General features: G+C 68.5%; 26 protein-coding genes and 2 tRNA genes. 11 read left to right on the forward strand and 17 right to left on the reverse strand.

Going from position 1 to position 24,021, the window contains the following annotated elements; translation table 11 throughout:
- The first annotated feature begins 412 nt into the window (after positions 1-412).
- The 4 genes from gyrB to ACFY9E_RS13510 all read left to right on the forward strand — a co-directional run bounded on the left by gyrB (position 413) and on the right by ACFY9E_RS13510 (position 6,106).
- On the forward strand, positions 413-2,473 hold the full coding sequence (gene gyrB / locus ACFY9E_RS13495) for a DNA topoisomerase (ATP-hydrolyzing) subunit B (protein WP_390982585.1): 2,061 nt from the start codon (positions 413-415) through the stop codon (positions 2,471-2,473).
- Between the two features lie 42 nt (positions 2,474-2,515).
- The gene (gene gyrA / locus ACFY9E_RS13500; protein WP_390982588.1) at positions 2,516-5,110 is read left to right on the forward strand and encodes a DNA gyrase subunit A; all 2,595 of its coding nucleotides are present in this window, start codon (positions 2,516-2,518) and stop codon (positions 5,108-5,110) included.
- Between the two features lie 19 nt (positions 5,111-5,129).
- Positions 5,130-5,930 carry a DUF3566 domain-containing protein gene (locus ACFY9E_RS13505; protein WP_390982591.1) on the forward strand — a complete coding sequence of 267 codons (801 nt, stop codon included), beginning with the start codon at positions 5,130-5,132 and terminating at the stop codon, positions 5,928-5,930.
- A gap of 99 nt (positions 5,931-6,029) precedes the next feature.
- Positions 6,030-6,106 (forward strand) — tRNA-Ile (locus tag ACFY9E_RS13510).
- Positions 6,107-6,161: 55 nt separating this feature from the next.
- On the opposite strand, the gene ACFY9E_RS13515 is transcribed toward ACFY9E_RS13510, so the two are convergent.
- From ACFY9E_RS13515 to ACFY9E_RS13570, 12 genes are all read right to left on the reverse strand, one after another.
- A complete protein-coding gene (locus tag ACFY9E_RS13515) occupies positions 6,162-7,244 on the reverse strand; it encodes a tyrosine-type recombinase/integrase (protein WP_390982594.1) in 1,083 nt (360 codons plus the stop codon).
- A 74-nt stretch (positions 7,245-7,318) separates the two neighbouring features.
- On the reverse strand, positions 7,319-7,507 hold the full coding sequence (locus ACFY9E_RS13520; RefSeq protein WP_191846584.1) for a helix-turn-helix domain-containing protein: 189 nt from the start codon (positions 7,505-7,507) through the stop codon (positions 7,319-7,321).
- Positions 7,504-8,895 (reverse strand): replication initiator protein RepSA, encoded by a 1,392-nt coding sequence (repSA, locus tag ACFY9E_RS13525; protein WP_390982597.1) that lies wholly within the window; start codon positions 8,893-8,895, stop codon positions 7,504-7,506. Before repSA ends, ACFY9E_RS13520 begins: the two co-directional genes overlap by 4 nt.
- The gene (locus tag ACFY9E_RS13530) at positions 8,892-9,062 is read right to left on the reverse strand and encodes a hypothetical protein (protein WP_167345912.1); all 171 of its coding nucleotides are present in this window, start codon (positions 9,060-9,062) and stop codon (positions 8,892-8,894) included. Before ACFY9E_RS13530 ends, repSA begins: the two co-directional genes overlap by 4 nt.
- A 5-nt stretch (positions 9,063-9,067) precedes the next feature.
- Positions 9,068-9,247: a hypothetical protein gene (locus ACFY9E_RS13535; protein WP_390982599.1), complete on the reverse strand. Its 180-nt coding sequence runs from the start codon at positions 9,245-9,247 to the stop codon at positions 9,068-9,070.
- A 95-nt stretch (positions 9,248-9,342) separates the two neighbouring features.
- On the reverse strand, positions 9,343-9,648 hold the full coding sequence (locus ACFY9E_RS13540) for a SpdD protein (RefSeq protein ID WP_390982602.1): 306 nt from the start codon (positions 9,646-9,648) through the stop codon (positions 9,343-9,345).
- 16 nt (positions 9,649-9,664) lie between these two features.
- A complete protein-coding gene (locus ACFY9E_RS13545) occupies positions 9,665-9,820 on the reverse strand; it encodes a hypothetical protein (protein WP_390982605.1) in 156 nt (51 codons plus the stop codon).
- Between the two features lie 14 nt (positions 9,821-9,834).
- Positions 9,835-10,023 carry a mobile element transfer protein gene (locus tag ACFY9E_RS13550; RefSeq protein ID WP_358310653.1) on the reverse strand — a complete coding sequence of 63 codons (189 nt, stop codon included), beginning with the start codon at positions 10,021-10,023 and terminating at the stop codon, positions 9,835-9,837.
- Between the two features lie 19 nt (positions 10,024-10,042).
- Positions 10,043-10,711, reverse strand: coding sequence for a DUF2637 domain-containing protein (locus ACFY9E_RS13555; RefSeq protein WP_390982607.1), 669 nt, complete (start codon positions 10,709-10,711; stop codon positions 10,043-10,045).
- 76 nt (positions 10,712-10,787) lie between these two features.
- Positions 10,788-10,955 carry a hypothetical protein gene (locus ACFY9E_RS13560; protein ID WP_390982610.1) on the reverse strand — a complete coding sequence of 56 codons (168 nt, stop codon included), beginning with the start codon at positions 10,953-10,955 and terminating at the stop codon, positions 10,788-10,790.
- Between the two features lie 79 nt (positions 10,956-11,034).
- Complete coding sequence (locus ACFY9E_RS13565) at positions 11,035-12,375, reverse strand: FtsK/SpoIIIE domain-containing protein (RefSeq protein WP_390982612.1); 1,341 nt, start codon at positions 12,373-12,375, stop codon at positions 11,035-11,037.
- A gap of 2 nt (positions 12,376-12,377) precedes the next feature.
- Positions 12,378-12,707: a hypothetical protein gene (locus ACFY9E_RS13570; RefSeq protein WP_191846593.1), complete on the reverse strand. Its 330-nt coding sequence runs from the start codon at positions 12,705-12,707 to the stop codon at positions 12,378-12,380.
- A gap of 182 nt (positions 12,708-12,889) precedes the next feature.
- On the opposite strand from ACFY9E_RS13570, the gene ACFY9E_RS13575 reads away from it, so the two are divergent.
- On the forward strand, positions 12,890-13,648 hold the full coding sequence (locus ACFY9E_RS13575) for a UTRA domain-containing protein (protein ID WP_390982613.1): 759 nt from the start codon (positions 12,890-12,892) through the stop codon (positions 13,646-13,648).
- Here the strand turns inward: ACFY9E_RS13575 and ACFY9E_RS13580 are convergent, their stop codons facing one another.
- Entirely contained in the window at positions 13,649-14,305 is a 657-nt protein-coding gene (locus ACFY9E_RS13580; RefSeq protein ID WP_390982616.1) for an NERD domain-containing protein, read from the reverse strand.
- Positions 14,306-15,510: 1,205 nt separating this feature from the next.
- Here ACFY9E_RS13580 and ACFY9E_RS13585 point away from each other — a divergent pair.
- Together ACFY9E_RS13585 and ACFY9E_RS13590 are read left to right on the forward strand one after the other, a co-directional pair.
- Complete coding sequence (locus ACFY9E_RS13585) at positions 15,511-16,455, forward strand: restriction endonuclease (RefSeq protein ID WP_390982619.1); 945 nt, start codon at positions 15,511-15,513, stop codon at positions 16,453-16,455.
- A 356-nt stretch (positions 16,456-16,811) separates the two neighbouring features.
- Positions 16,812-17,165 (forward strand): VOC family protein, encoded by a 354-nt coding sequence (locus tag ACFY9E_RS13590; protein ID WP_390982621.1) that lies wholly within the window; start codon positions 16,812-16,814, stop codon positions 17,163-17,165.
- A gap of 168 nt (positions 17,166-17,333) precedes the next feature.
- Here the strand turns inward: ACFY9E_RS13590 and ACFY9E_RS13595 are convergent, their stop codons facing one another.
- Positions 17,334-17,696 (reverse strand): DUF6344 domain-containing protein, encoded by a 363-nt coding sequence (locus tag ACFY9E_RS13595; RefSeq protein WP_390982624.1) that lies wholly within the window; start codon positions 17,694-17,696, stop codon positions 17,334-17,336.
- Positions 17,697-18,033: 337 nt separating this feature from the next.
- Between ACFY9E_RS13595 and ACFY9E_RS13600 the strand changes: the two genes are divergently transcribed.
- Together ACFY9E_RS13600 and ACFY9E_RS13605 are read left to right on the forward strand one after the other, a co-directional pair.
- The gene (locus ACFY9E_RS13600; protein WP_003999697.1) at positions 18,034-18,162 is read left to right on the forward strand and encodes a DLW-39 family protein; all 129 of its coding nucleotides are present in this window, start codon (positions 18,034-18,036) and stop codon (positions 18,160-18,162) included.
- Positions 18,163-18,306: 144 nt separating this feature from the next.
- On the forward strand, positions 18,307-19,653 hold the full coding sequence (locus tag ACFY9E_RS13605) for a hypothetical protein (protein WP_390982627.1): 1,347 nt from the start codon (positions 18,307-18,309) through the stop codon (positions 19,651-19,653).
- A 39-nt stretch (positions 19,654-19,692) separates the two neighbouring features.
- Here ACFY9E_RS13605 and ACFY9E_RS13610 read toward each other — a convergent pair whose 3' ends face one another.
- Both ACFY9E_RS13610 and ACFY9E_RS13615 read right to left on the reverse strand, forming a co-directional pair.
- The gene (locus ACFY9E_RS13610; protein WP_390982630.1) at positions 19,693-21,183 is read right to left on the reverse strand and encodes a protein kinase; all 1,491 of its coding nucleotides are present in this window, start codon (positions 21,181-21,183) and stop codon (positions 19,693-19,695) included.
- A gap of 250 nt (positions 21,184-21,433) precedes the next feature.
- A complete protein-coding gene (locus ACFY9E_RS13615; protein WP_190900819.1) occupies positions 21,434-21,982 on the reverse strand; it encodes a DNA-binding protein in 549 nt (182 codons plus the stop codon).
- A 181-nt stretch (positions 21,983-22,163) separates the two neighbouring features.
- Between ACFY9E_RS13615 and ACFY9E_RS13620 the strand changes: the two genes are divergently transcribed.
- Positions 22,164-22,236 (forward strand) — tRNA-Ala (locus ACFY9E_RS13620).
- A 155-nt stretch (positions 22,237-22,391) separates the two neighbouring features.
- On the opposite strand, the gene ACFY9E_RS13625 is transcribed toward ACFY9E_RS13620, so the two are convergent.
- Positions 22,392-23,093, reverse strand: a complete 702-nt coding sequence (locus tag ACFY9E_RS13625) for a DUF5324 family protein (RefSeq protein WP_390982632.1) — start codon at positions 23,091-23,093, stop codon at positions 22,392-22,394.
- Positions 23,094-23,431: 338 nt separating this feature from the next.
- Here ACFY9E_RS13625 and ACFY9E_RS13630 point away from each other — a divergent pair, with 338 nt between their 5' ends.
- Positions 23,432-23,959 (forward strand): peptidylprolyl isomerase, encoded by a 528-nt coding sequence (locus ACFY9E_RS13630; protein WP_390982635.1) that lies wholly within the window; start codon positions 23,432-23,434, stop codon positions 23,957-23,959.
- Positions 23,960-24,021: the final 62 nt, after the last annotated feature.

A 24,021-nucleotide genomic window follows, 5' to 3' on the forward strand; every position in this document is an offset into this window, starting at 1 on the left:
CGTCGACAGCACGTGACCGACTTCACATCGCGGGCTTCCGCCCGCCCATCCGGAGCGTCGGCGGCCCTCCCGTCGTGTGCCCGCACACGGTTGCGAATCGCGACCTGACTCCTAAGTAGCCAGGGGTTGACGGCCGGAAGCGCTGAGTGCCTCCGTGAGCCTCTTGGAGCCCCCATCCGTATATCGGGAGTCGGACAAGACCCGTCGAGGGCGGCACATGCGGACTCAGGTACCGGCAAACCCCCATCAGTGTCAGTGCTACCGGTAGACTGGAAGCAATCCCGCCCCAATCGTGGGGACCGTCCGGGAAAAGCTGAGCAACGCTGATCAAGGCTTACCAACGCAACATGCCGCAGCCGCTCCGGCAACCCGCCGACGAGCCTGGCTCGTGCTGTGCCAGAAAGGGCGCTTCGTGGCCGATTCCGGCAACCCCAACGAGAACATCCCGTCCACCGACGCAGGCGTGACCAGCGAGGCGATCACCTCCAACGGCGAGGTCACCGCCTCGTACGACGCCAGTGCCATCACCGTCCTCGAGGGTCTGGACGCGGTCCGCAAGCGACCCGGCATGTACATCGGCTCGACCGGTGAGCGAGGGCTGCACCACCTCGTGTACGAGGTCGTCGACAACTCGGTCGACGAGGCGCTGGCCGGTCACGCGGACACCATCGACGTGACGATCCTCCCCGACGGTGGCGTCCGGGTCGTCGACAACGGCCGTGGCATCCCGGTGGGCATCGTCGCCTCCGAGGGCAAGCCGGCCCTCGAGGTCGTGCTGACCGTGCTGCACGCGGGCGGCAAGTTCGGCGGCGGCGGCTACGCGGTCTCCGGTGGTCTGCACGGCGTGGGTGTCTCCGTCGTGAACGCGCTGTCCTCGAAGGTCGCCGTCGAGGTCAAGACCGACGGCCACCGCTGGACGCAGGACTACAAGATGGGCGTCCCCACGGCGCCGCTCGCCCAGCACGAGGCCACCGAGGAGACCGGCACCTCGGTCACCTTCTGGGCCGACCCGGACATCTTCGAGACCACCGACTACTCCTTCGAGACGCTCTCGCGGCGCTTCCAGGAGATGGCGTTCCTCAACAAGGGCCTCACGCTCAAGCTCACCGACGAGCGCGAGTCCGCGAAGGCCACCTCCGGGGCGGACGAGGCGGGCGCGGACGAGACCGCCGAGGTCAAGACGGTCACGTACCACTACGAGGGCGGCATCGTCGACTTCGTGAAGTACCTCAACTCCCGCAAGGGCGAGGCGGTGCACCCCACCGTCATCGACCTGGAGGCCGAGGACAAGGACAAGCACCTGTCCCTCGAGGTCGCCATGCAGTGGAACGGCGGCTACACCGAGGGCGTGTACTCCTTCGCCAACATCATCCACACGCACGAGGGCGGTACGCACGAAGAGGGCTTCCGCGCCGCGCTGACCTCGCTGATCAACAAGTACGCGCGCGACAAGAGGCTGCTGCGCGAGAAGGACGACAACCTCACGGGTGACGACATCCGCGAGGGTCTGACGGCGATCATCTCGGTCAAGCTGAGCGAGCCCCAGTTCGAAGGCCAGACGAAGACCAAGCTGGGCAACACCGAGGCCAAGACCTTCGTCCAGAAGGTCGTCTACGAGCACCTCGCGGACTGGCTGGACAGGAACCCGAACGAGGCCGCGGACATCATCCGCAAGGGCATCCAGGCGGCCACCGCGCGCGTGGCGGCCCGCAAGGCCCGTGACCTCACCCGCCGCAAGGGTCTGCTGGAGACAGCGTCCCTGCCGGGCAAGCTCTCCGACTGCCAGTCGAACGACCCCACCAAGTGCGAGATCTTCATCGTCGAGGGTGACTCCGCCGGCGGCTCGGCCAAGTCCGGCCGCAACCCGCAGTACCAGGCGATCCTCCCGATCCGCGGCAAGATCCTGAACGTCGAGAAGGCGCGGATCGACAAGATCCTGCAGAACCAGGAGATCCAGGCGCTGATCTCGGCCTTCGGCACCGGAGTCCACGAGGACTTCGACATCGAGAAGCTGCGCTATCACAAGATCATTCTGATGGCGGACGCCGACGTCGACGGCCAGCACATCAACACCCTGCTGCTGACCTTCCTGTTCCGCTTCATGCGGCCCCTGGTCGAGGCCGGGCACGTGTACCTCTCCCGCCCGCCGCTCTACAAGATCAAGTGGGGCAAGGACGACTTCGAGTACGCGTACTCCGACCGCGAGCGCGACGCCCTGATCGAGATGGGCCGCAACGCCGGCAAGCGCATCCGCGAGGACTCGGTCCAGCGCTTCAAGGGTCTCGGCGAGATGAACGCCGAGGAGCTGCGCATCACGACCATGGACCAGGAGCACCGCGTCCTCGGCCAGGTCACCCTCGACGACGCCGCCCAGGCCGACGACCTGTTCTCGGTCCTCATGGGCGAGGACGTCGAGGCCCGCCGCGCGTTCATCCAGCGCAACGCCAAGGACGTCCGCTTCCTCGACATCTGAGTCGGTCTCAGCTGACCGCATCAGGAAGGATCTTCACCAGCAATGACCGACGAGAACACTCCCGTGACGACGCCCGAGGGTGACGCCCTGGCCATGCGCGTCGAGCCCGTCGGGCTCGAGACGGAGATGCAGCGCTCGTACCTCGACTACGCGATGTCCGTCATCGTCTCGCGTGCGCTGCCGGACGTCCGCGACGGCCTCAAGCCCGTCCACCGCCGGGTGCTGTACGCCATGTACGACGGCGGCTACCGGCCCGAGCGCGGCTTCTACAAGTGCGCCCGCGTCGTCGGCGACGTCATGGGCAACTACCACCCGCACGGCGACTCCTCGATCTACGACGCGCTGGTCCGCCTCGCGCAGTCGTGGTCGATGCGCATGCCGCTCGTGGACTCCAACGGCAACTTCGGCTCCCCGGGCAACGACCCGGCCGCGGCCATGCGGTACACCGAGTGCAAGATGGCGCCGCTGTCGATGGAGATGGTCCGCGACATCGACGAGGAGACCGTCGACTTCACGGACAACTACGACGGCCGCTCCCAGGAGCCGACCGTCCTGCCGGCCCGCTTCCCGAACCTGCTGATCAACGGCTCGGCAGGCATCGCGGTCGGTATGGCGACCAACATCCCGCCGCACAACCTGCGCGAGGTCGCCGCCGGCGCCCAGTGGTACCTGGAGAACCCCGAGGCCTCGCACGAGGAGCTGCTGGACGCGCTCATCGAGCGCATCAAGGGCCCGGACTTCCCGACCGGCGCGCTCGTCGTCGGCCGCCGGGGCATCGAGGAGGCGTACCGCACCGGTCGCGGCTCCATCACCATGCGCGCGGTCGTCGAGGTCGAGGAGATCCAGAACCGCCAGTGCCTGGTGGTCACGGAACTCCCGTACCAGGTCAACCCCGACAACCTCGCGCAGAAGATCGCCGACCTGGTCAAGGACGGCAAGATCGGCGGCATCGCGGACGTCCGCGACGAGACCTCCTCGCGCACGGGCCAGCGCCTGGTCATCGTGCTGAAGCGGGACGCGGTCGCCAAGGTCGTGCTGAACAACCTCTACAAGCACACCGACCTGCAGACGAACTTCGGCGCCAACATGCTGGCGCTGGTGGACGGCGTGCCGCGCACGCTCTCGCTCGACGCGTTCATCCGCCACTGGGTGACCCACCAGATCGAGGTCATCGTCCGCCGTACGCGCTTCCGGCTGCGCAAGGCCGAGGAGCGGGCGCACATCCTGCGCGGTCTGCTGAAGGCCCTGGACGCCATCGACGAGGTCATCGCGCTGATCCGGCGCAGTGACACCGTCGACATCGCCCGCGGCGGCCTGATGAGCCTGCTGGAGATCGACGAGATCCAGGCCAACGCCATCCTCGAGATGCAGCTGCGCCGACTGGCCGCCCTGGAGCGCCAGAAGATCGTCCAGGAGCACGACGAACTCCAGGCGAAGATCAACGAGTACAACGAGATCCTCGCCTCCCCGGTCCGCCAGCGCGGCATCGTCAGCGCCGAACTGACCGCGATCGTCGAGAAGTTCGGCGACGACCGCAAGACGACGCTGATCCCCTACGAGGGTGACATGTCCATCGAGGACCTGATCGCCGAGGAGGACATCGTCGTCACGGTCACCCGGGGCGGCTACATCAAGCGCACCAAGACCGACGACTACCGCGCCCAGAAGCGCGGCGGCAAGGGCGTGCGCGGCGCGAAGCTCAAGGAAGACGACATCGTCGACCACTTCTTCGTGTCCACCACGCACCACTGGCTGCTGTTCTTCACCAACAAGGGCCGCGTCTACCGCGTCAAGGGCTACGAGCTGCCCGACGCCGGCCGCGACGCGCGCGGTCAGCACGTGGCGAACCTGCTCGCCTTCCAGCCGGACGAGGCGATCGCCGAGATCCTGGCGATCCGCGACTACGAGGCGGTTCCCTACCTCGTTCTGGCCACCAAGGCCGGACTTGTGAAGAAGACGCCTCTGAAGGATTACGATTCGCCTCGTTCCGGCGGTGTGATCGCCATCAACCTGCGCGAGGGTCAGGACGGTTCGGACGACGAACTGATCGGAGCCGAACTGGTCTCGGCGGAGGACGATCTGCTTCTGATCAGCAAGAAGGCGCAGTCGATCAGGTTCACGGCCTCGGACGACACCCTGCGGCCCATGGGCCGTGCCACCTCGGGTGTCAAGGGCATGAGCTTCCGCGAGGGTGACGAGCTGCTCTCGATGAATGTTGTTCGACCCGGTACGTTCGTGTTCACTGCCACAGACGGCGGGTACGCGAAGCGGACCGCCGTCGACGAGTACCGCGTCCAGGGTCGCGGCGGCCTCGGCATCAAGGCTGCCAAGATCGTCGAGGACCGTGGATCCCTCGTCGGCGCGCTGGTGGTCGAGGAGACCGACGAGATCCTCGCCATCACGCTGTCGGGCGGTGTGATTCGTACGCGAGTCAACGAGATCAGGGAAACCGGCCGTGACACCATGGGCGTCCAACTGATCAATCTGGGCAAGCGCGATGCCGTCGTGGGCATCGCTCGCAACGCCGAGGCGGGGCGCGAGGCGGAAGAGGTCGACGGCGACGTGGTCGTCGACGAGACCGCCGAGGATGCCGCGACCACCGGCACGGACGAGGGTGAGGCGCCCTCGGCCGAGTAGGCACGAGGAGTGAGTCAGCGTGAGCGGAGCCACGGGCGCCGGACCGGCCGGTACCTCAAGGGGTACGGAAGCGGACGACGGTGGTCGTGGCTCCGCCGCGCGTGCGGCGGACCCGCACACGACCAACCTGAAGGCGATCAAGTCCCCGACCAAGGACGCGCCCTCGCCTGACGCGCATGAATCACAGGGGGGAACGGTGACGGACACCCGGGGTCCGCAGACCCAGCAGCACAAGGCCGGCGCGGGCCCGTCCGCCTCCGGCACGCAGCCGCAGCCGGCCGCCCAGGAGCCGGGCACGGCCTCCCCCTTGCCCGGGGAGCGGCAGACGCAGCAGGCTGCCGGGCCCTACCACCCGCCGCAGGCCTACCCTGCGCAGCAGGCGGCCGGGGGTGCCGGTACCGGCACCGCAGCCGCACGGCGTCCCCGCACGGGGGCGCGCACCGCTCCGCGCGTCCGCAAGGCGCGGCTGCGGGTGGCGAAGGCCGACCCGTGGTCGGTGATGAAGGTCAGCTTCCTGCTCTCCATCGCCCTGGGCATCTGCACGATCGTCGCGTCCGCCGTGCTGTGGATGGTCATGGACGCGATGGGCGTCTTCTCGTCGGTCGGCGGCACGATCTCCGAGGCCACCGGCTCGAACGAGTCCAACGGCTTCGACCTGCAGGCCTTCCTGTCGCTGCCGAACGTCCTGATGTTCACGTCGATCATCGCGGTCATCGACGTCGTCCTGGCGACGGCCCTCGCGACCCTCGGCGCGTTCATCTACAACCTGTCCGCGGGCTTCGTGGGCGGTGTCGAGCTGACGCTCGCCGAGGACGAGTGACGTCCTTTGACGTTGTCCCGACAACCGATTTTGGGACTGCGCATGTCGTGCGCTAATCTTCAGGAGTCAGCGCGCGGGACACACACCGCAGAGCGCGGCGGGGCTATAGCTCAGTTGGTTAGAGCGCATCCCTGATAAGGATGAGGCCACAGGTTCAAATCCTGTTAGCCCCACCAGCGAAAAGACCCCCAGTCGGTAGCGGCTGGGGGTCTTTGACATCCATGGCTGACATCAACCGATGAGTGGATCTTCCAGAAGCTCGGCGAGCATGCCGACCGCTTCCCGCTCGCTGTCCCCTACCACGTGCGTGTAGACGTCCATGGTCATGCTGATCTGGCTGTGTCGGAGGATCGCCTGAGCGACCTTGGGGTGCACCTTCAGGAAGGCGAGCAGGGTCCCGCAGGTGTGCCGAGCGAGGCGGACCGTGATCCGGCGGACGCCAGCGCGCTTGACGAGCCGAGCGAAGGTCCGAGAGAAGCCCACGGGGTCGATCATGCCGCCGTGCTCGGCGGAGAAGATCAGGTCATGGTCCGGCTCCTGCGACCAGTGCTCACCGGCGATCTTCCGTTCCAGGGCTTGCAGCTCGCGCCGCTCCTCCAGGACACGGGCGCAGAACTCGGGAAGCGGGAGCACGGCCTGTGAGGACTCCGTCTTGAGGTCCTTGAGGACCAGGCCGACGCCCTTGACCCGCTGGACCTGCTTGACCGGGGTGAAGCGGCCCGCCTCGAAGTCGATGTCCTGCCAGCGCAGGCCGAGCACCTCACTGCGACGGAGCCCGAGGACCAGGACGAGGACGCAGGCCGCGTAGAGCCGGTGAGCGCGGACCGACCGTAGGAACGCGATGGCTTCCCGGGCGTTCCATGCCGTGCCCCTGTCTTTGGTGACCTTGGGCATGTCGACCAGGAGTGCGACGTTGCGCGTGACCAGTTCCTCGCGCATGGCCCGGTTGAGGGCGTTGCGGAGGACGCGGAGGACCTCGAAACGAGCCGAAGCGCCAACCTTCTCGCGGGCCAGGGCCGCCATGAAGGCCCGGATCTGTGCTGGGGTGAGCTTGACCAGCGGCTTTTTGCCGAGGTGAGGCAGCAGGTACAGCCTGACCTTGGACTCGTACTTCACGTACGTGTTGTGCTCGCGTTCCGGCTTGACGATGTGCTCCAACCAGTAAGCCAGCCACTCGCCGAGCGTCCAGGAACGAGAGGGCACCGGGATGCCGTTTCGCTCCTGGTCCTGGAGCTTGCTGAGCTTCTCGTTGGCTTCGTCCCAGGTCCGGCCGTAGACGTACTTGCGGACCCGATTGCCGTCTGTGTCGGTCACGTAGGCGGCGCCGTGATACCGGCCATCGGACCGTTTGGTGATCGTGCCACCGCCGTTAGGGCGACGCTTCGCCATCAGGCAGCCTCCCCAAGCTGGCTGGCGATGAAGTCGCCGACCGCGTGAGCCGGGATGCGTCGGCAGCCGTCGACCTTGATGGACACGAGGCGGTGTGTACGGATCAGGTCGTAGACCTTGGTCCGGCCCACCTTCAACCGCGACATGACCTCCGGAACGGTCAGCAGTTCAGGGGCGGCGGTGGTCATGTTGCAGCTCCTTCGAGGTCGAGCAGGGCGGGTAGTTCCTCGCGTGCGAGTTCGCGGTTGTGCTGGATGTCGCGGCGGATGTTGGCGGCGAGCCAGGATTCGCCGGGGGTGTGGCCGTGACCGGCGTAGGACCAGTGGGCGAGGGTCAGGGTGGTTGCTTCCTCGTCGTCGGGGTCGGGCAGGCCGAGGGCTTCGCGCTGCTGGGCTGCGCGGTAGTCGGCGCGGGTCTGCCGGAGGGCGCCGAGGGTGGTGGAGTAGCGGCGGGATTTGGTGGAGAAGTGGCCGCGGAAGCCGAGCATGTGAGCCCAGTCCCGGAGCTTGCGGTCCGGGTAGAGCGGGTGCAGGTCGAGGCAGGCCTCAATGAGCCGGGCAGGGTGGTCGGGTACGCCGAGGAGGACCAGGGCTTCCTTGTTGCCGATGCGGCGGTCGACGGTGCCGGTGGTCTCGGCGGCTTTGGTGGCGTACTTGGCGACGTAGGAGGCGACGGCTTGTTCGGTGATCTCCTCGCCGTGGCCGAAGGCGCCGATCGGCTGCACGTCGAGCTGCGTGCCCCAGTGCAGCGTCCGGGCGGGCTGGTCCCCTGCGGCGGGCACGTCGACCGCGACGCGGGCGGCGGCGGCATGGATGGAGTCGGTGAGCAGATCGAAGGTGGCCCATGCCGGCGGCGGATCGTCCGGCCCGTCGGGGCCGTCAAAACGGATCACGGCATGGAAGTGGACGGCCCCGCGCTTTTGGTACTCGGCGACCTTGCCGAAGGAGACGCGGGACTGTTCCTTGGCAGCCTTCTGTGTCAGTCCGGCTCGCTTGGCGATCTCGCGGCGCAGGTAGATCGTGAAGTAGCGCCACAGTTCGGAGGCGTGGTTGTTCCACAGCACGGCGCCCGCGTAGTCGTACGTGGCGGCGTCGAGCGGGGTGCCGAGTTGAGGTGCGTCCTCGCCGTGGTGCTGGCCGCAGCGGCAGGGCCGGTTTCCGGGGCGGTTGTGGACTGGCCCGAAGGACGGTGCGGTGAGGGTGGCGAAGACCCGCGGGTGATCGCGGATGGTGTGCGGGGTGCCTTTGTCGGGGTCGCCGACGAGTCCGGCGCGGATGAGGTGGTAGGTGTCGCCTGCGTAGGTCCAGGCGCAGGCCGGGCAGCGGGAGGCGCGGCGGTTGCCGCAAGCGACACGGAGGCGACCGCCGGGCTCGGTGTCGGTCGAGTAGGAGTGCAGCACCTGACCGGTGGCAGCGTCGCGGGTGACGGTGGCGCCTTGCAGGTGGATGGGGTCGGAGCAGCCGCCGGTGCGGCGGATCTGGTCTTGGATGCGGTCGAAGCCGGGGGACCCGGCCACCCTCAGCACGTCAGCGAGGATGGCCGGGTCCAGGCCCGCCGCGGTGGCGGTGTCGGTCACGCGTCGTCCTCCTGGACGCTGTGGCGGTCGATCCACTCCTCTGCGCAGACCTTGTGGACGGGCTTGCCGCGGTCGGAGCGCAGGGGGGTGGGCTTGGTGCAGATCACGCAGGGCTTGTCGCCGCTGTGGTCGAAGTGCTCGGGTGAGCGCCAGTCGAGGAGAGCCACGACGGTCACCTCCCGGTCTGCACGAGGGCGGCGGGGGCGGTGCGGCCGGTGCCCTGGCAGGTGCGGCATTCGACTCGGAGGAGGATCCGAGAGCCGTCGTTGTGGCGTCCGCCGGTGGTGATGGCCACGGTGGGGAAGCCGTCGCAGGCGCGGCAGACGCGCGTGTCCTGGGCGTGCTGGGGCATGATGAGGTCTCCCTTTCGGGTCCGTTGGATCTGGAATGGGTTGCAGGCGCCCGGAGCGGCGGAAGTTTGGCGACCGAGGCCGCTCCGGGGGCCGTTCAGCGGTGGTTGTTGAGGTCCTTGACGAGCAGACGCAGGACGACCGCGACCACCGCGACAGAGACGCCGGTGATGGCGACCGCGAGCATCAGCGAGACCAGGACCGCCCCGACGACGAGAACCACGGCGCCACCACCAGCGGCGAGGGCGAGCGCGCTGCCCGGGGTGAGCTGGACCGTGGGCCGGTTTGAGGCGGTGGGAGCGATCGGTGCCGGGGCCGACGGCTGGACGGCCGTCGGGATGACGGTCGGGGTGGCCGTGGCCGGGGGCGCGGTGTCCGGGGGCGGGTACTTCGGGGTGAACACGAGGCGGTTCCCTTCTCTACTTGAGGACGGTGGCGAGGGCGGGGGCGAGGACGCTGTCAGCGACGAGGTAGCCGCCGACCAGAAGCACGGCGACCAGCCACCACGGCGGGCGGGCGAGCTTGACGCCGAGCCATCCGACGACGAGCAAGGCGAGCCAGAGCGGTACGTCCATGGCGCGATCTCCTCTCAGGCCTTGCAGCGGTGGGTGCGGGCGGCGAGTTCAGCACCGGCGCGGGTGTCGTAGTCGGCGGCGAAGCCGCAGCCGGGGGCGGTGCAGGCGGCGGTGTGCTTGTCGCGGCCACGGCCGTCGTAGGCGGTGGCGACCTGCACGGGACCGATACGGATCACGTCGCGGAAGCGGCGGTAAGCAGGCACGGGCGTTTCTCCCTTCGAGTCAGGCGAGTTCGAGTTCGGCGGCGATGGCGTCGGCCATCGGGGCGGGCAGTTGGAGCCGGGCGGACAGGGCATCGGCGGGCATCGGGGACCCGGTGGAGGCCTGGTGGGCGTCGGCGATCTTCCGGGCGTGGTCGAGCAGCGCGGCCGGAACGGCAGGAGCACTGGGCGCGGGCTTTGGTGGGGTGGGTGCCAGCTCCGGCACGGCCGCGGCGGAGTCCGGGTCGGGGGCGGGTTCGTCAGTGCGGTGCATCTCGACTTCAGGCGCCGCCGGTTCGTCCACAGGCTGTGCAGGAGGAGCGGGTGACTCGGTCGGCGTGTGGACCAGGAGGGTTCCGCCGAGAAAGGCCAGAGCGGGCCAACCGGCGACGAGGATGCGCAGCCAGGCGGGGACGTGGTCCAGGTCGAGTAGGCCCGCGGTGGCGATGTTCGCGCCGAGTGAGGCAGTCAGGGCGATGACGAACCAGGTCCAGGCGGAGCGGTCACGGCGGGCCGTGCGCAGTCGACGCCAAGCGGCGACGAGCAGCAGGTCGACGCTGACCGGGTAGGCCCAGGCCTTCCAGCCGGTCTGTCCGGCGGCTTCGGCCAGGTCGTGCAGGTGGGCGAAGGACAGTGCGCCAGCAATGACAGCCTGGACGAGTACGGCATCGAAGCGGATCGAGCGGGACACGAGGGCACCTCCCTTCAGGGGAGTCGGGCCAGGGGCGGGCGGTGAGCAACGTCCGGCCGCCCGGCCCCGGCGGGGTTCAGTCGGTGTGGGCTTCGCCGGAACCGAGGCAGGCCAGGCACAGGCCGGTCTGCCGGCCGACGGTCCGGCGCTTGCGGCCGACGCGGACAGTGCGGGAGACCTCCCCCGAGCCCTTGCAGGTCGGGCACTTCGCGGGTTCCGGCGTGGTGGTCTTTGTCGTCGCCATGGGGATCACTCCGTTTTCGGCATGGCTCGGGTAGGGACCTGGCGCGAAGCGGTCGCGCCGACCGTGGCGGGTGCGGGTGTTACTCGGTGACCGGGCGGGGCTTGAGCAGCGACGGCCTGGCCGCCGATGCAGGAGCGGGCACGTAGGGGCGGAACGGGTCGAGGAACGGCAGCTCCGGGACCAGGTGGGCGAACTCGCGGCAGACAGCAGCCACTTCGTCCCGCGAGGTGTTCGGGGTGCGGATCTTCGACCAGCCGCCGGAGACGTCCGCCGCGACAGCGGTCCCGGGGCGGTTCATCTGGATCAGGCTCGTGGCCGGGACCGCGTCCGGTGCCACGTCCGCCAGGCCCATTTCGGCGGTCTGCTTGTCGTTGACGCGGTGCACCACACGGCCGGTGAGCTGAGCGCGGAGCATGGTGGCGCCCTTGCCCAGGTCGGAGCCGAAGCGCTGCCCGCAGATCTCCAGGTAGATGCCGATCGCGCGGGCCATCTGTGCCAGCCGGATCAACGCGGTGACGATCCGTTCCCGGCGCTCCTCATCCTTCTTGGAGGAGATCAGGAACAGTTCCGCCACCTCGTCGACCAGGACGACCACCGGCACCGGCCGCACCTTGTCGGGCAGCTCCCACAGGTCCGATACACGGTGACGGCTCAGCAGGTCGAAGCGTTCTTCCATTTCCGAAACCAGCGCGCCGAGCAGTGAGGCAGCGTCGTCGGGAGTGGTGACCAGCGCCGACAGCCGGGGCGCGAAGGCGGACTGTTCCACCCCGCGCTTGCAGTCGATGCCGACCAGGGCCACCGGCAGTTGCGCCAGCCCCTTGATCAGGTTGCGCTGATACATGGACTTGCCGGAGTGGTTCGCGCCCAGGGTGAGCGCCATCGGGGCCTTGCGGTAGTCCCGCTCGAACGCGGTCCCGTCCTCGCGAACCGCGACCGGCACGGTCATGTCGTGCGGGCGGGCCTTGCGCGGCATCCGCACCCGGCGCAGCACGTCATAGCCGGTCATCCGCAGCTCGACGAAACCGGGCTTCGTCTCAACCACGGTCACCGAGTGCACACCCCAGGCGTGCCGGAGCCGCTCCGAGGAAGCCATCACATCCGCGGGTTCCAGACCGGCGGGAAGCCTCAGGGTCACCCGCAGCCCGGTCGAGGTGCCGCGTACCCGGCGGATCTTCGGCGGGACCGGCTGAACCTCACGGCGAGCGACGTTGCGGGTCATGAACGCCCGCAGACCCGACGGATGCACCGTCAGCCCACACACGTCCATCGTGGAGCGGTACGAGAGGAGGAAGCGGCCCCAGGTGACCGGCATCCCGACCAGCGACCAGTACACGCGCGGCGCGCGTACCTTCGCGTAGCCGAGACCACCGGCGCCCGCTAAGGCTCCCGTGGCCTCCAGCCACATCGTCAGGTCGGCCATGGTCAGGCCGCCGGGGTGATCGCGACCGCGCGGAACGAGATGCCGTGCCGCTTCTGGCCGTTGAACTCGTTCTCCCAGTCGCGCGCCTTCAGGCCGATGACCTTGACCGGCATGCCCGGCTGGAGACCCTCCGGGAGGCCCGTCTCCGGGACGGTCACCTGGTAGAGGTTGCCCTCCCCTTCGTCCGAGACCAGCAGACCCACGGTCGAGAGGCTCGCGTTGGTCTCCCGGTCCACGGCCCGCTCACCGGTCTTCTTGTTGACCATCTTCGGTTCCGGCGCAGTCGCGACGAACACCACAGCGGTCGAAGTGTCGATCTTGAACGACGGCATAGCTGTCCCCTTGCTTCCGGGGTCGCCCCCTGTGAGCAACCTCTCTAGAGATATAGAACAGCACATCTCTAGAGAGGTCAATGCATCTCTAGAGATGTTTCAGGTTGGCTACTGAGGTCAGCCGCAGTTGGGCCGGTCGACATAACTCACCTAAGGTGTCTAGAGAGGAAGGGAGGGATCACATGGCCACCCAGGGCAGCGGACGCCAGCCGAAGTACCAGCGCATCGCCGACAAACTGCGGGAAGCGATCCAGGCCGGCGAGTACGGCCCAGGCGATCGGCTACCAGGCGAGAACGACCTCATGGCCACGTACGAAGTGGCCCGTATGACCGCGAGGCAAGCACTCGGCGTGCTCCAGAACGAAGGCCTGGCCGAGTCCCGCAAGGGCGCAGGCGTGTTCGTGCGCACCTTCAAGCCGCTCAGGCGACGCGGCATACAGCGGCTTTCCCGTGACCAGTGGGGTTCGGGGCGTTCGATCTGGTCGGCAGACATCGGGGACCGCGCGCTAGTCGTCGACCAAGTGCAGGTCACTGAGGAAGCTGCACCCGATCGGATCAATCAGGTCCTGAGTATCGAGGCTGGCGCCTCGGCCTGCGTACGGAGCCGACGCTTCGTACTGGACGACAAGCCTGTCCTTCTCTCCACGTCCTATTTGCCTGCTGACCTGGTTGCGGGTTCAGCGATCACCCGAGAAGACACCGGCCCCGGCGGCACCTACGCCCGCTTGGCAGAGCTTGGCTACAAGCCCGTGCACTTCCGCGAGGAGATCCGCTCACGGATGCCGTCGCAGGAGGAAGCAAGCCGACTCCAGCTCTCCATGGGCACCCCTGTGATCATGATCTGCCGCACCGCGTTCGCAGACGAGGGCCGCCCTGTCGAGGTGAACGAAATGATCCTTGACGCTAACGCGTACGTGCTGGAGTACGACTTCGACGCCTGATTAGGCAGCCCAAGTCCGGGCGTCCCTCGCCGCACCGTAGATGTGCGCCACCTGCTCGGGCTTGAGCACCGGCGACAACCCCGACAGGACCCGGTCGAGGTCTTCGACCGCGAGGACGAGCACCGGAGGGTGGGCGTTCTTCACGGTGAGCTTCGCCGCGTGCACCACGGAGATCACGGGGCGGACGGGCACATCGATCCCACAGCGCCGGGACAGGGCACGGGAAACGCGGCGCGCCTCAGACTGACCGATCGCGATGTGGCGCTGCACGGCCCCGTTCACCGTGATCGCAGCGTCGCCGTACCAAACGGACTTGCCCCGGTGTCGCTTGGAGTTGATGGAGAAGACGCCGGCCGGGCCGATGGCGAGGTGGTCGATGTCTGCGCCGGTCGCCCACTGGATGGCATGAAGGGTGAACCAACCTCGGCTCCGCAGGCTGTTCAGTCGTTTGCCGGTGATGCGTTCCCCTGTAAGGCCATCCGACCAACTACGGATTTCCGACCCTGGCCGCCACCGGTCAATCAGTCTCAGCAGTGGGTTCGGCTGCAACTCCTGGATCTTGCGGCGCACCGCGTCGCCCGGCCGGTTCCGTGCCAAGTCCTCTAGTAACGGCTGCACCCATGCCCCCTCGTACGCGGCTCTCTCCCAGATCACCACGGAGGCGTGACAGCGCCAAGTCCCGTATTGGCCACGAGCTGTTACAGGTTTCTCTACCTCATCAAGCCCCGGCTGCGCTCCGCTCCGCCGGGCGCGCTTCCCGGCTCCGCTCCGCCGCCGCTCCTGCCTTCGGCCCGCTCCGGCGGGCTGCGCCGACGCGCGCCCACGCGTGGATAGGGCCGTAGCCATGAGTCGATCACCGCACATAACGCCCGCGGGTCAGAACAGTGCCTCCGGCGGGGGATCGGCCGGCACCGGGATGGAGGGGGCGCCGTTTCCGACTGCGGGCCCGTAGGGGCTTGCGCGGGGGGCTCCCATCCCGTACGCCATCGACCCAGGCAGAGCCGAGCAGGCGCGGCCCATGGCGTCCAGGTCGTTCGTACAGTGGCGCGCTCCACCTGGACGCCATGAACCACGCCTGCTCCACGGTGTGTGGGTCGACGGCGTACGGGATGGGAGCTGGGGAGAGCGGTGGGTTGCTGAAGCAGGTAGCGCGACGCACCGCGATGAAGCCGCTAACGGCATCTAGAACCATCTAGGGGTAACTGGAGGCAAGACAGATATAGTGGGTTGACATTGCAACCTCGGATTGCAAGCCCGCAGCGCACCTAGGCCCTCCAGCACGGAGGCCCGGCCCAGGTTTGCCGACCAGGACCGGGCTCGTGCGTGGAGTAATCGAAGCGGGTCCGGCCGAGTTAGAGACGGTCGGACCCGCTTCGTTGCGGTCCACCATCGCCCGGCACCACTTCAACTCACGGCACTAGAGCCGCGCCAGCTGCTCCACACAGGCTGCGATAGCCGCCGCAGCGGTCAGAGTAGCGATCAGGAGCCGGAACCACCGCGGGTCCGGGTCGCGATCAGGCTTCTCTTCCCGCTCCTCAGGCTGTCGCTTCTCCATCTCTTCTCCTCACCTGAGTGGTAGGCCCGGCGAACCTGGGCCCCCTCGACCGTGTACAGGTCGAGAGCAAGGGTCGGTGAGAAGTCAGATGGCGACAGCTTACCTGTCGCGTTCAGCGCTCCACGGAGCGTAATTGGTAGAGCGAATTACCAAGCCGCGCAGATCAAATCATTCCTTCCAAGGTTCGCCGTGGCACGCCCTGGCTCAATCGGATGCCGAAATCCGGTATCCGATTCACATGCGTCCCGGACAGCGTACAGTACGACCAGCCGTAGTAGACGCGGCTGGACTAAGGAGGCGAGCAACCGTGACGGAGGTGAGCTCCGCGGAGCGCGAGGCCATCGAGTGGGACCTCGAACCAGGTGATGTGATCGAGCGCAAGCAGCTGCACGCCAAGTACGGCGGGCGGACGCAGGGCGGCATCGGACCATCGGCGAAGACGCCGAACGTGATGATCTTTACGGATCCGATCGCCGGCGAGAAGCATGGGTACTACGACGGCTGGATGCCCGATGGGCTCTTCCACTACAGCGGGGAAGGGCAGTACGGAGACCAGCGGATGCTCTCCGGCAACGCCAGCATCCTGAACCATGAGGCCGAGAGGCGAGCCCTGCGGGTCTTCCAGGGCGCCCGCGGCAACGTGACCTACCTTGGCCGTTTTGTCGTCGCGGGATGGTACGAAGCAGACGCGCCGGAGACCGGAGACGGCCCGCTGCGCAAGGTCATTGTCTTCAAGCTTCGGCCCTTGGACATCCCAGCCAAGCACCCTGGCACGAAGTTGGGCCGGCTACTCGCGGATCAGCATGAGACGGTCACTGAGATCGACATCGAGCGGCTCGAAACCGAGAAGACGTTCGTTGACCCGAACCGCGAGCCGTACGAGGCCGAGCGCCGAGAAAGCAAGCTGGTGCTGGACTTCAGCGCGTACCTGCGCACCAAGGGCTACCGGGTGATCCGCCAGCGCATCCTGCCAGGAGGGGAGACCAGGCCCCTCCTCACGGACCTCTACGTGCCAGACCTGGATGTTCTGATCGAGGCCAAAGGTAGTGTGACCAGGGAAAACATGCGTATGGCCCTGGGTCAGTTGATCGACTACAACCGCTTCGTGCGCGCCAGGTACCAAGCCGTTCTCGTGCCGAGCAAGCCCCGAGCTGACCTCATTGAGCTCGCGGATGCTGCTGGCCAAGCGATCATCTGGCCCCAAGGGAACGGCTACAAGTGCTCCGACGCTGACCTCCTACCCCACACTTGATCACCGTTCACGGGTTCCCTTGGTGGTTTCTCTGCCCAGGTGTCAAGGGGAGCCCTGACACCTGACACCAGCGGCTGACACCAACAGACGCGGACGAGGGCGGTCAGACCCGGCTCCCAGCGGAAGCGCCCCCGAGGCCGGGAGCTCGTTAGATGGTGCCGTCAGCTCGCCGTGATCGACCTGATAAGGATGAGGCCACAGGTTCAAATCCTGTTAGCCCCACCAGCGACACGAACCCCAGTCGATATCGGCTGGGGTTCTTCGCTGTACAGGGCCGCCGTCAGCCGCGGTCCGGTTCTCCCACCCAGCGCTTGAACCGCCTGTTTTCGAGCCATCCCCGTGCCTAGACTCGGTAAATGACCTTGGAATGGGAACAGGTAATCGTTCACGCGGTGGATCCGGTGGCCCTGGGGCAGTGGTGGGCCGACGCGCTGGGCTGGGTGGTGGTGTACTCCTCCGACGACGAGTTCGAGATCCGCCCCGAGCCGGATCGCATGCCAGGGCTGGATTTCGTCCGCATCGAGGAGGCCAAGCAGTCCAAGAGCCGGCTGCACCTCGACTTCAGGCCCGACGACCAGGCCGCCGAAGTGGCTCGCCTAGAGGCGCACGGCGCCAAGCGGGTCGACATCGGCCAGGGCGATCAGTCGTGGATCGTCATGGCCGACCCGGAGGGCAACGAGTTCTGTGTCCTCGGCCAGCGGAAGCAGTGAGAAGCGCATCGGCGCGATGACCCCCGACCGGTGACGGTCGGGGATTTTCCGTCTCTCCGGTGTGTCCTCGCGCGGTCGGCGGCGGGGGCCGGGACATGCGTGAGCCCGGCGGCTCTGTCGAGCTGCCGGGCTCTGTACGCGGGATCGCCAGGACGTCGTGCCGGAGGTTCAGCGCTGCAGGGGGGTGAAATGGTCCGCCTCGGCGTCGGGGTCCTCATCCGTGCAGTCGGTGCTGGGGGAGGCCGCCGTGTCCGCGGGCGAGCGGTGCCGGCAGCGGGGGGTCTTGCCATGGGCCTCGGCGCGGATGCGCTGCTTCATCGTGGGGGGCAGGGCCTTGGGGGAGGACCAGGGGAAGGCCGCCGGTGCCGCTGTCCGCTGCTGCGGGATGCTCGCGCCGCCGCTGTTGCTCTTCTGCTCGCTCTGCGGTACCGCCGCGGCGGCGGTCGTGGTGACGAGTCCGAGCGCCGTGCACAGCGCGAGGAAGGCGGTGACGATGGCGGTCCACAGCGTCATGACCTTGTTCCGGGCCATAACCCCTCACTTTCGGGTTGGGCGATTTGCGTACTTTCCTCATGATGTGTATGGGCGCCGAGAAGTGGTGGATCTCGACCCGTGGCGCGTCGATGTTCAGATGAACACCACCCGTATGGCCGCAAGGGGGGTGAAAACGTGAGGAGAGCGATGAAGAGAGGTCAAAGTAACCGTCCGTCCAGGTGTGATCACCCTCCGATCGGAACGATGTACTCCGCTTCTATCCCGGTTTCCGGGACGGGAGTTGACGGCCGACTCAGGTCACCGATCGGTCTCGGTCGGTGTGTATAGTCGGGCGCCAGAGGTCCCCTACGTCAAGGAAAGACGAGGTAGCGCGGTGAAGAAGCTTCTCCTGGTCGCACTGGCCGCCATCGGCGGGCTCCTCGTGTACCGCCAGATCCAGGCGGATCGCGCCGAGCAGGATCTGTGGACGGAGGCGACTGACTCCGTGCCCACGGGTTCGTGAGTCACGACAACCCAGACCGAGCACACCCCGGCCGCCTCGCGGTCGGGGTTTTGTGTGCCGAGGGCCGGTCGTGGACCCGGCCGACGCGGCAGGATGGGCCACGGTTTCACGGGCTGTGTGGTCCGGCGACGTGAGGGGTGGCGCGTGAGGGGACGGTGTCGTACGGCGCGGGGACGGCGCGCGGGAGCGTGGCGCGGCCGTCCGGCGCGGGCCGTACGCCTGGGGGCCGTGGCGGTGGTGCTGGGGACGACGGCGGCCGTGACGCCCGGCCGGGCCGACGCTGCCGGAGAGGCCTCCGCCGCCCCGGCCCCGTACGCCTTCGCTGACGGCGCGCAGAGCGTCGAGGGCGCGGCGAGCACCGGGGACGCCGCTCTCCTGGAGCCCGGCCGGACCTACAAGAGCTCCCTGCCCGGCAGCGGCAAGGTCAGCTACGGCCTCGAACTCGACGCCGCGACGAACGCGTACGTCTCCGTCACCGCCGTCCCCTCCCCCGGCAGCACCGTCTCCGTCATCGACGGGGTCAAAGTGACCGTGCAGGACGCCGAGGGGAACACCTGCTCCGTCGACAACACCGACTTCGGCGCCTCCCGCAGCCCCCACCCCATCGCCGCGTGGGGCATGCGCGAGATCTCGCCCAACAAGTCGCTGTGCCGCAAGGCGGGTGCGTACTACGTGTCGGTCGAGCGCGTCGACCCCGAGGGCGAGGGCTCCTCACCGGACGCCTGGGACCTGGAACTCGTCGCCATGACGGAACCGCGGACGGAGACGACCGGGGCGACCAGCGCTCCCGAGGTGTGGAACTCCGCCACGCCCCAGCCGGTCCAGGGACAGTCCCAGCGCCGGAAGGGCGGCGCGGGCTTCACCGGCGCCACACCCCTCGACCAGGGAGTCTGGCGGGACGACATCCGGCCCGGCCAGACACTCTTCTACAAGGTGCCCGTCGACTGGGGACAGCAGGTCTCCGTCACCGCCGATCTCGGCAGCTCGGGCTCCGGCGCCACCGGCTACACCTCCGACGCGCTGAACCTGGCCCTCTACAACCCGGCACGCGGTGACGTCGCCGACGTGGGTGTCGGTTACGACGGCGGCCAGAAGTCCGGGAGCCTGCCCCCGCTCCCACCGGTCGACCACGCCAACCGCTACGCCGCCACCGCGCAGGTGAGCGCGCTGCGCTTCGCCGGCTCCTACTACCTCGTCGCCCACCTCTCCGAGGGCGTCGCCGACACCTTCGGCGACGGGCCGTTCGTGATGACGCTGCGGGTCCGGGTGAGCGGGGAGGCGCGGAGCGGGCCCGAGTACGCGGGGGAGTCCGAGCCGAAGGGCGTCTTCGAGGTCTCGGACGAGGACCTGGAGGCGGCTGCGCAGGGCGTGGCCGGGGGCGATGACACCGCGATGAGGGCGCTCGCCGTGGGCGGGATCGGCACCGGCAGCGCGCTGCTGGTGGGGCTCGGGGTGTGGACCCTGGTGGCTCGGCGGAGGAACGCCGCGTAAAGGGAGAGCCGGGCGCTCCCCGGTCCGCCGCCGGACCCCTCAGATGCGGGTCAGGGCCCAGAAGCCCACGGCGTAACAGGCCAGCGCCAGGAGCAGCAGGGGCACCGCCACCTTGGCCGGAGGGCCGGGGCGGGAAGGCTTGTGCGCACGGTGCCGCGACGGTGCCTGGGGGACCGGCGGGGCCTGCGGGGTCCAGGCCGTGTACGAGGCGGTGGGGGCGTCCGTGCGGTACTGCTCCGCAGGGGGCAGGGAGGGGCCGGAGTACACAGGGGGGAGCGGCTGGGCGGTGGACAAAGGGTGCGTGGGGTCGTGAGGGGAGACCGGAGCCTGCGGGCGCGGGCCCTGGGCCGGTGCGGGGCGTGGTGCTCCGGGCGCCGGGGACGTGGTGACGGTGGCCTGCGGAGGCGGCAGCGGGAAGCTGCCGGTGTCCGACATGGAAGACGGCTGGGCGGCGGCCGACGGGTCGGTGGTCCGTCGCGGGTCGGACGATATTGACGACGCGCTCGCCTGGGACCGGGCATGACGTGACACGTCTGCGTGCTGCCCGCCGGGGACCGGCAGGTCCGCCTCGTCCGCTCCCCGCCCGGACTGCTCCTCGCCCGTCCCCGGGTGGGACGGCTCCGCTCTCGGGCCCAGCCCCTTCGCCCTCTCCAGCGGCCCTTCGGGCGCGAACCCCCGGGGAAGCGGGCCGAGTTGATCGAAGATCTCGATCAGCTCGTCGTCCGGGCCCGGCTCCGGGAGGAGCTCCGCGGCGGCGGCGAGTGCCTTGCGCGCCCCCGTCGCCGTACGGAACCGCGCCTCCGGATCCGGCTGGAGCAACATGGCCACCACCTGCCACAGTGGCTCCGGAATGCCTTTGGGCGCACCGGGCGTTCCGTGCTCGGCGAAGTACTGGATGAGCGCCTTGCTGTCCGGCTTGGCGCCCTCCAGCAGATACAGCGCGACCAGCCCTACGGCGAACAGGTCGGCGGGGAAGTCGGGTTCGGCGCCCATCATCTGCTCGGGCGCGAGATAACCGGGCGTCCCGACGACGAGATTGGTCTCGGTCAGCCGGGGCTCGCCCAGCCGCATCGCGATGCCGAAGTCGGACAGCCGCAGCCGCGGCCGGCCCGTGCCGGTGGCCTCCAGGAGCACGTTGGCGGGTTTGACGTCACGGTGCACCACGCCCTCCGCGTGCACCGCGGCCAGGCCGGCCAGCAACTGGTCGAGCAGGGTGCAGACGAAAGCCGGCGGCAGGGGGCCGTAGTCCCCGACGAGATGGACCAGTGATCCGCCCGCCACCAGGTCCATGGTGAACAGGACCTCGTCGTCGTCTGCGGCCCAGCTGGTGGGGGCGAGCACATGGGGGTGGTCGATCCGCAGGGCCTGTTCGCGGACAAAGCGCAGCAGCGAGTGCGCGTCGCTCTGGAGCAGGACCTTGGCGGCCACGTAGCGACGGCGGCGGTGGTCCCAGGCGCGCCAGACGGCACCGACCCCTCCGCGTCCGATCGGGTCGACCAGTTCGTACCGGCCGGCGAAGACCTCACCCATGGCTGTACGTCGCTCCTCCCCCTGGCGGCTTCCCCCCTTGCTTCCCCCTCGGTGAGCGCTACGACTCCCCGACGGGCGAAACGGCTCCCCCTGACGCCCCCCGACTCCCCCGATGAGTGATACGTCCCCCTCGCGTCGACCGGTCCCCCGTACGGCGCACGCCCCCTCGTGCCCGCCCGTACCGTGACGCGTCCCCCGTCACCTCACCCGCAGCCCGCTGCCGAACCCCCTTCGGCGGTCGGGCCGGGGATCAGCTCTGGTGGGACTGGTAGTGCGTGACCGCGTCCGAGGTGCGGCCGGCCCCGTAGACCCGGAGGAACTCTGCCAGCTCCGGATGGGTCGGGGCGAGGGTGTCGGCGGCGTCGATGATGTCACCCGCCGCCGCGACCGACCGCAGCAGCGACTGGATCTCGCGCACGACGCGCTTGACCGTGGGCGCCCCCGAACTGCTCGTGGTCTGTGTGGTGTTGCTGAGCACCGAGCCCCCTTGTGACTTCTTGATCTCCTCCATGCGCTCGGTGGCCTCGGCCGCGCTCACGCTGCCGTCCGCGACCTGACCCGCCAGGTCCTGGAGCAGCTGCACTCGCTGCACCACGGCCGGGTTGCCGATCTTCGCCCGCTGACCGCTCATCAGCTGTGACAGCATCGGAGCGGACAGTCCCAGAACCCCCGCGAGACGAGCCTGGTTGAGACCAAGATCGTCGATGAGCCTACGGAAGAGCGCCCCCAACGGCTCCCCGTACCAGTTCCGCTGCAGTTCCCGCGCTCTTGCGGTCGCTTCCTGCTGTGCGGCGTCCATTGCGTCTCCCCATCGCTTCCCCATGTACGGCGGTTCGCGGTAGCGAACCACGCCGAGCATCTTACGGAGAGTGGTCGACGACGGGGACCCCCAATCTTTTTGCGGAACTACGGGGGTGACCCGGTACTCTGGTCTCCGACGCCCGCCGGGACGCGGTTCCTCCGGTGGGATGTCACCTTCCGGGGCCTTAGCTCAGTTGGTAGAGCGCTGTCTTTGCATGGCAGATGTCAGGGGTTCGACTCCCCTAGGCTCCACCCCGAAAATGCCCTCCGAGCTGCGGAAACGCAGCCTCGGGGGGCATTGTGCGTTTCCGGGCGGATCCCGGTGACGCGTGTTTCACGTGAAACAGCACGGCGGGGCGGGAGACCCTCAAGTCTCCCGCCCCGCCGTGCTGTTGAATCCGGCGCCCTCAGGGACGGTCGTCGCGCTGCGAGGCCTCGTCCTCGGCCTGCTTCGCCTCGACCTCAGGATCCAGTACCGACTGGCCCGTGCCGTCCACGGAAGACAGGTGCCCCGACTCGGGCACCTCCGTCGCGGCCGGCGGCTCCACCAGCCAGTCCGGGTTGGCCTGCTTGTCCCACCACTTCCACGCGGCGAAGGCACCGCCCGCCACGGCACCCAGGATCACCAGCGTCTTCATGGCCTTACCGGCCCTGGCCCGCCTCTCGTGCTTGCGGACCAGCTTCTGGATCTCCTTCGACGAGACCTGACCGCGCAGCGCGGCCATGGCGGCCACGCTCCGGGCTGCGGCCTCGGCCGTGACAGGCACGGCCGCGGCCACCGCCTGCTCGATCCTCGGCCTGGAGTACTCCGCCGCCTGGCGGGCAGCCTTGCGGGTGCGTTCGGCGGCTTCCTGGGCGGCCTGGTCGACCTTCGGCGGCACATGCGTGCGGGCCTGCTCCAGATACGGCTGCACAAGGGTGCCGTACTGGACGCGCGCCTGCCCTGCGGCCTGCGTCACCTTGGGCGCTAGCCGTACGCGTGCCTCGTGTGCGTAGTGCGCGGCCCTGTCCTTGGCCGTGTCGGCGTAGGGCGCCACCACTTCCGCGGCGTGCAGCACGCTGTCCTTCGCCGAACCAGTCGCGGCGCGCACGCTGTCGATGCGGGTCACGGGTTCCTCCTCCTCGGTGGCGTACGGTATTTCGACTTTCCACCCTTTTACGGATCATGCCTCCCGGTGCACGACCAGGCATGCGCGGACGGGCATCCGGGTCACGCGAACCGGCATCCAGTGCCGATCGCGTGCGATAGCGGACGAAATAGGGGGCAACAGGAGCTTGTCGTCGACAATGCCACGGATCTCCGCCGCGCGCCCCCGCCGCGGGACTACTCGACCGGTTTTCTGTGAACCCCGCCGAGGGTTTCCCCCCGCTGCACCGAGCTCAGGCGACGGCGGGGCTGGTCCGTGCGAGGATCAGGGGGTCACGGAAAGACAACGGAAGGCAGATCGTGGCTGAGCAGCTCTATGCCACCCTGAAGACCAATCACGGCGACATCGAAGTCCGGCTTCTGCCGAACCACGCGCCCAAGACGGTCAAGAACTTCGTCGAGCTCGCCCAGGGCGAGCGGGAGTGGACCCACCCGGAGACGGGCCAGAAGTCCACCGACAGGCTCTACGACGGCACGGTCTTCCACCGGGTGATCAGTGGCTTCATGATCCAGGGCGGTGACCCGCTGGGCAACGGCACCGGCGGCCCCGGCTACCAGTTCGAAGACGAGTTCCACCCGGACCTGCGCTTCGACAAGCCCTACCTGCTGGCGATGGCCAACGCCGGCCCGGGCACCAACGGCTCGCAGTTCTTCATCACCGTCTCCCCGACCGCGTGGCTGAACCGCAAGCACACCATCTTCGGTGAGGTCACCGACGCGGCCAGCCAGAAGGTCGTGGACACCATCGCCACGACCCAGACGAACCCGCGCACCGACCGCCCGCTGAACGACGTGGTCATCGAGTCGGTCGTCGTCGAGACCCGCTGAGCGCGAAGGCTCCCGCAGGGAACCAATCGCCCCGCTCATCCGTAAGGATGGGCGGGGCGGGC

This window comes from Streptomyces sp. NPDC012466, from assembly GCF_042955215.1.
Taxonomy (GTDB): Bacteria; Actinomycetota; Actinomycetes; order Streptomycetales; family Streptomycetaceae; genus Streptomyces.

Bases quoted from the DNA above. Each gene is read 5' to 3' on its own strand.
- gyrA (WP_390982588.1), top strand. From the start codon at position 2,516: ATGACCGACGAGAACACTCCCGTGACGACGCCCGAGGGTGACGCCCTG.
- ACFY9E_RS13615 (WP_190900819.1), bottom strand. From the start codon at position 21,982: ATGGACGCCGCACAGCAGGAAGCGACCGCAAGAGCGCGGGAACTGCAG.
- ACFY9E_RS13560 (WP_390982610.1), bottom strand. From the start codon at position 10,955: ATGGCGACGACAAAGACCACCACGCCGGAACCCGCGAAGTGCCCGACC.
- ACFY9E_RS13545 (WP_390982605.1), bottom strand. From the start codon at position 9,820: ATGGACGTACCGCTCTGGCTCGCCTTGCTCGTCGTCGGATGGCTCGGC.
- ACFY9E_RS13565 (WP_390982612.1), bottom strand. From the start codon at position 12,375: ATGGCCGACCTGACGATGTGGCTGGAGGCCACGGGAGCCTTAGCGGGC.
- ACFY9E_RS13590 (WP_390982621.1), top strand. From the start codon at position 16,812: ATGACCTTGGAATGGGAACAGGTAATCGTTCACGCGGTGGATCCGGTG.
- ACFY9E_RS13535 (WP_390982599.1), bottom strand. From the start codon at position 9,247: ATGCCCCAGCACGCCCAGGACACGCGCGTCTGCCGCGCCTGCGACGGC.
- ACFY9E_RS13595 (WP_390982624.1), bottom strand. From the start codon at position 17,696: ATGGCCCGGAACAAGGTCATGACGCTGTGGACCGCCATCGTCACCGCC.
- ACFY9E_RS13610 (WP_390982630.1), bottom strand. From the start codon at position 21,183: ATGGGTGAGGTCTTCGCCGGCCGGTACGAACTGGTCGACCCGATCGGA.
- ACFY9E_RS13520 (WP_191846584.1), bottom strand. From the start codon at position 7,507: ATGACCACCGCCGCCCCTGAACTGCTGACCGTTCCGGAGGTCATGTCG.
- ACFY9E_RS13575 (WP_390982613.1), top strand. From the start codon at position 12,890: ATGGCCACCCAGGGCAGCGGACGCCAGCCGAAGTACCAGCGCATCGCC.
- ACFY9E_RS13570 (WP_191846593.1), bottom strand. From the start codon at position 12,707: ATGCCGTCGTTCAAGATCGACACTTCGACCGCTGTGGTGTTCGTCGCG.